Raw genomic sequence first — 4,890 nt, forward strand, 5'->3', positions numbered from 1 at the left:
CGACTACGACGACGCCTTCATCGAGACGGTCGTGAACCGGATCGAGGAGGCGCTCGACGCCATCGGCGTGCGCGTCCCGGCGCCCGCGCCGCGGGCCCGTCCCGCCCGGGCTCCCGCGCCGGCGGCGCCCGGCCGCGACCACGGCCTGGCCCTCGCCGTGCTGTCGCTGCTCGCCGCGATCCCGCTGAGCGCGATCACGGCGATCAACGCCGGGCTGCCCGGGCTGGTGTTCACCCTCACGGCGATCGTCCTGCTGAACGTCACCTACGCGTTCGGGCGCCGCTAGCCGGAGGGGCGTCCCCGCGGGACCCCCGGCTGTGCGAACCGCGCGTCGCCGCGTCGTCCTCGTGCGCGCTCCGGTCGCCGTCCCCGGCGCCTCGCGCGGCCGGTGTCCGCGCACGGACCTCCCGCCACGCGAGGCTCGCGGGGGCGTGCGTTACTTGCCGGGCTCGGGGTCGCGGGGCAGGCCGAGGAGACGCTCGCCGATGATGTTCAGCTGTACCTCGGTGGTGCCGCCGTAGATCGTCATCGAGCGGCTGAACAGCATCGCGCGGGCCACGATGCCGCCCTCGGTCATCGGGACCTCGGTGGCGGCGGCCGCGCCCTGCGACGCCCAGCAGTAGTCGGCGACGTCCTGGTTGAACTGGACGCCGAGGAGCTTGCGGACGCTCGCCTCCGCGCCCGGCTCCACGCCGTTGAGCTGCTTGAGCGTGGTGCGCAGCCCGAGCAGGTCGATCGACTGGCCCTGCGCGATGAGCTTGCCGACCTCGCTCGTCGCGACGGCGTCCAGCTCCTTGCCCCGGAAGAAGTTCAGCAGTTCGGGGACGCCCATCCCGAGGCCGCCGCCGGTGGACAGCGACACCCGCTCGTTGGACAGGGTGTTGCGGGCGACCTGCCAGCCCTGGTTCACCTCGCCGACGACCTGCTCGTCGGGGACGAACACGCCGTCGAGGAAGACCTCGTTGAACAGGGCGTCACCGGTCAGCTCGCGCAGCGGGCGGACGTCCACGCCCGGGGCCTTCATGTCGACGAGGAAGTACGTGATCCCGTCGTGCTTGGCGGCGTCGGGGTCGGTGCGGGCGATGCAGAAGCCCCACTGGGCCATCTGCGCCATCGACGTCCAGATCTTCTGGCCGGTGAGCTTCCAGCCGCCCTCGACCCGCTCGGCCTTCATCGACAGGGACGCCAGGTCCGAGCCCGCGCCGGGCTCGGAGAACAGCTGGCACCAGCTCAGCTGCCCGCGCAGTGTCGGGCGCAGGAACCGCTCCTTCTGCTCCTCGGTCCCGTAGCGGACGAGCGAGGGCACCAGCCACGCGCCGATCACCAGGTTCGGGGCCTTGACCCCGGCGGCCTTCAGCTCCTGCTGGATGAGGACCTGCTCGACCGGCCCGGCGGCGCGGCCCCACGGCTTCGGGAAGTGCGGGACGGTCCAGCCCTCGTCGCCCATCCGGACGTTGCGCTCGGTCTTGTCCTCGATCTTCGCCAGCTCGGCGATCTCGGCCTGGATGCGCTCGCGGGTCGGCTGCGCGTCCTCGTCGAGTTCGAGGACGACCTCCCGGCGGCCGCCGGCCAGGGCGGTCGCGGCGACCTCCGCGGCCCAGTCCTTGGCGGGGCCGAGCAGGGCGCGCAGGGTGAGCGTGCGGCGCAGGTACACGTGCGCGTCGTGCTCCCACGTGAACCCGATGCCGCCGAGGATCTGGATGGCGTCGCGGGCCGTCTGGACGCCCGCGTCCGCGGCGATCACCGCGGCGACCGCGGCGGCGAACCCGGCGTCGGGGGACGCGTCGTCGAGCGCGCGGGCCGCGTCCCAGGCGGCGGCGCGGGCCTGCTCGAGCGCGATCAGCATCCGGGCGGCCTTGTGCTTGACGCCCTGGAACTGCCCGATCGGGCGGCCGAACTGCTCGCGGACCTTCGCGTACTCGGCGGCGGTGGTGACCAGCCAGCCGGCCGCGCCCGCCGCCTCGGCGCCGAACAGCGCCGCCGCGAGGTCCCGGACCCGCCGGGTGGTGACGTCGTCCAGCAGCCGGTCGGCGGTGACCGTGACACCGGACGCCGCGACCTTCGCGACGCGCCGGGCCCGGTCCAGGCTCTCGACCGGGGTGACGGTGACGTCGGCCGCGTCGACCGCGACCCAGTGCTCGGCGCCGTCCTCCGCCGTCACCGGCAGGACCAGCACGTCCGCGAGGGACGCGCCGAGCACCGTGGCGGCCTCCCCGGAGACGACGAGCGTGTCGCCGTCGCGGCGGGCGGTCAGCGCGCCCTCGAGGGCGACGGCCGCGGTGCGCGACCCGTCCGCCAGGACCGGCAGCAGCTCCGCGCACGCCTTGGCGTTGCCGGAATGGTCGATCACCGCGCCGGCGAGCACCGTGGGCAGGAACGGGCCGGGCGCGGCGGCGCGGCCCAGCTCCTCCACCACGATCGCCAGCTCGAGCAGCCCGTAGCCCTGCCCGCCGTGCTTCTCGTCGATATGCAGGCCCAGCAGGCCCTGCTCGGCCAGGGCCGACCAGAAGGCGGGCCTCGTCTCTTCGTCCGCGTCCAGCGCGGCCCGTACGACCGTCGCCGGGATGTTGCGCTCGGCGAAGCCGCGCACCGATTCGGCGAGCGCCTCGTGCTCCTCGGTCAACCCGATGGCCATGCGTCCAACCCTTCTCAGACCGCTGTTGGCGCGATTCTAGAACAGAGTTCTGTTCGGGCGGGACGGTGACCCGGGTCTCAGTCGAGCGCGGCGCGGGCGTCGCGTTCCTCGCCGCCCGCCACGTCGCCCCCGACCTGCGCGTCCTTCTCCACGGCCGGCTTCGCCGACGGCTTCACGGACTTCTTCGGCGGGGCGACGAGGCTGACCACGGTGACGGCGACGAGGGTGCCGGCGATGACCGAGAGCGACAGCCAGATCGGGATGTCCGGGGCCCAGTGGAAGCCGTACTCGTGCAGCGCGTGCAGCACCAGCTTCACGCCGATGAACCCGAGGATGAACGCCAGCCCGTGGCTGAGGTAGGCGAGCCGGTCGGCGAGGCCGCCCAGCAGGAAGTAGAGCTGCACCAGGCCCATCAGCGCGAACGCGTTGGCGGTGAACACCAGGTACGGCTCGGTGGTCAGGCCGAAGATCGCCGGGATGGAGTCCAGCGCGAACAGCACGTCGGTGGTGCCGATCGCGATCATGACGATCAGCAGCGGGGTGGCCAGGCGGCGGCCGTTCTCCCGGGTGAAGAACCTGTTGCCCTCGTAGCGGTCGGCCGTCGGGATGACCCGCTTCGCCCAGCGCAGGATGCCGTTCTCCCCGACCTCGTCGTCGTCCTCGCCGCGGACCAGCCCGAAGGCCGTCCAGATGAGGATCGCGCCGAAGATGAAGAAGACCCAGGTGAAGGCGGCGAGGGCCGCCGCGCCGACCGCGATGAAGATGCCGCGCAGCACCAGCGCGATGATGATCCCGGCCATCAGCACGGTGTGCTCCGACCGCTTCGGCACGGCGAACCGCGCCAGGATCACCATGAACACGAAGAGGTTGTCGACGCTCAGGCTCTTCTCGGTGACGAAGCCGCCGAAGTACTGCGCGGCGTACTCGCCTCCGGAGAAGGCCCAGACGCCGAGGCCGAAGACAACGGCGAGGCCGATGTAGATCGACGACCAGAACGCGGCGCGCCGGGTGGTGAACTCCCGGGTGTCGTTCCGGTGGATGATGAAGAGGTCGGCGAGGATGACGGCGAGGATCCCGACGAGCGTCAGGGCCCACACCCAGGGGGCTACGGACAAGGTGAACTCTCCTCCGGCGGACATGTCAGAGCGCCGGAGGTCTCTCCCGCCCTGCAGGGAACGGGCCGCGGAACCCGGGCCGGTACGGACCGGCCGTGCTGACGAGAACCGCGCGCAGGGATACTCCCCTCCACTGCCTCCTTAAACGTGATCCCCCATCGGCCGGTTCCCGATCCGCCAAATTTCTTTGACCCTTTTCAGAACCCGGGCCCGCGGGGAGGCGTCTAAGGCCCCGTCACGCGCCGCTCCCGCGCCGGGCGCGCCCCTCCCGCAGCTCCCGGTAGAGGCGGACGAGCTGGTCGACGGCGTCGCCCTCGTCCGGCAGCAGCGCGGCCCGCGCGGCCGCGGCCGACGCCAGCCGCGCCGCGAGCGCCGGGTCGTCCAGCACCCGGCTCACCGCGCGTTCCAGCGCCCCGGCGTCCCCGGGCGGGACGAGCAGCGCCGCCTCGCTCTCGGGTCCCTGCAGCAGCCCGCCGCCCGTCCGGTCGGCGGCGCCCACCAGGCCCGGGATCCCGCCGACCCGGGTGGCGACCAGCGGCCGCCCCGCCCGCAGGATCTCCTGCACGATCAGCGGCTGCCCCTCCCACACGCTCGGGACGGCCGCGACGTCGGCGGCCGCCAGCAGCTCGGGCACGTCCTTGCGGCGGCCGAGCAGCACCACCGGCAGCCCCTCGCGGTCGATGCGGGCGCGCAGCTCGTCCTCCAGCGGCCCGTCGCCCGCGATCGCGACGAGCGGCCGCGGTTCGCGGGCGGCCCAGCCGCGGGCGGCGTCCAGCAGCGTCGGGAACCCCTTCTGGTCGGCGAGCCGCCCCACCGTGAGGATCAGCGGCCGCTCCCCCACGCCCAGCTCCGCGCGCCGGTCGGCGCGGGCGGCCGGTCCGGGGTGGGCGCGCGGCGCGGGCGAGGGCACGAGCGCGTGCCCCGTCGAGCGGGCGCCGAGGTCGCGCATCCGCTCCTCCAGGTCCGGCGACACCCCGAGGACGACGTCGGCGCCGCGCGCCACGACCCGCTCCAGCGCCCCGTAGACCGCGGCGGTCCGGCCTCCCGCGATGACGGCGTTGTGCAGGGTGACCGCCAGCGGCGGCCCGCCCCGCGCGATCCGCAGCGGGCCCGGCGCGGGCCGCGGGCACGCCGCCGCCG

4 protein-coding genes are annotated in these 4,890 nt (G+C 74.0%); 1 reads left to right on the forward strand and 3 read right to left on the reverse strand.

Translation table 11 applies throughout. The annotated features are described in order from the left end of the window. On the forward strand, positions 1–286 hold a 286-nt coding region (locus ACFQ11_RS37065; RefSeq protein WP_378307531.1), incomplete at its 5' end, for a hypothetical protein. 150 nt (positions 287–436) lie between these two features. Here ACFQ11_RS37065 and ACFQ11_RS37070 read toward each other — a convergent pair. The 3 genes from ACFQ11_RS37070 to ACFQ11_RS37080 all read right to left on the reverse strand — a co-directional run. Next, complete coding sequence (locus ACFQ11_RS37070) at positions 437–2,635, reverse strand: acyl-CoA dehydrogenase (protein ID WP_378307533.1); 2,199 nt, start codon at positions 2,633–2,635, stop codon at positions 437–439. A 77-nt stretch (positions 2,636–2,712) separates the two neighbouring features. After that, a complete protein-coding gene (locus tag ACFQ11_RS37075; protein WP_378307535.1) occupies positions 2,713–3,750 on the reverse strand; it encodes a TerC family protein in 1,038 nt (345 codons plus the stop codon). A gap of 235 nt (positions 3,751–3,985) precedes the next feature. Continuing rightward, the coding region (locus ACFQ11_RS37080) for a glycosyltransferase (protein WP_378307537.1) at positions 3,986–4,890 on the reverse strand (905 nt) is incomplete at its 5' end.

The organism is Actinomadura sediminis, assembly GCF_042675525.1.
Classification (GTDB): domain Bacteria; phylum Actinomycetota; class Actinomycetes; order Streptosporangiales; family Streptosporangiaceae; genus Spirillospora; species Spirillospora sediminis.

Bases quoted from the DNA above. Each gene is read 5' to 3' on its own strand.
- ACFQ11_RS37070 (WP_378307533.1), bottom strand. From the start codon at position 2,635: ATGGCCATCGGGTTGACCGAGGAGCACGAGGCGCTCGCCGAATCGGTG.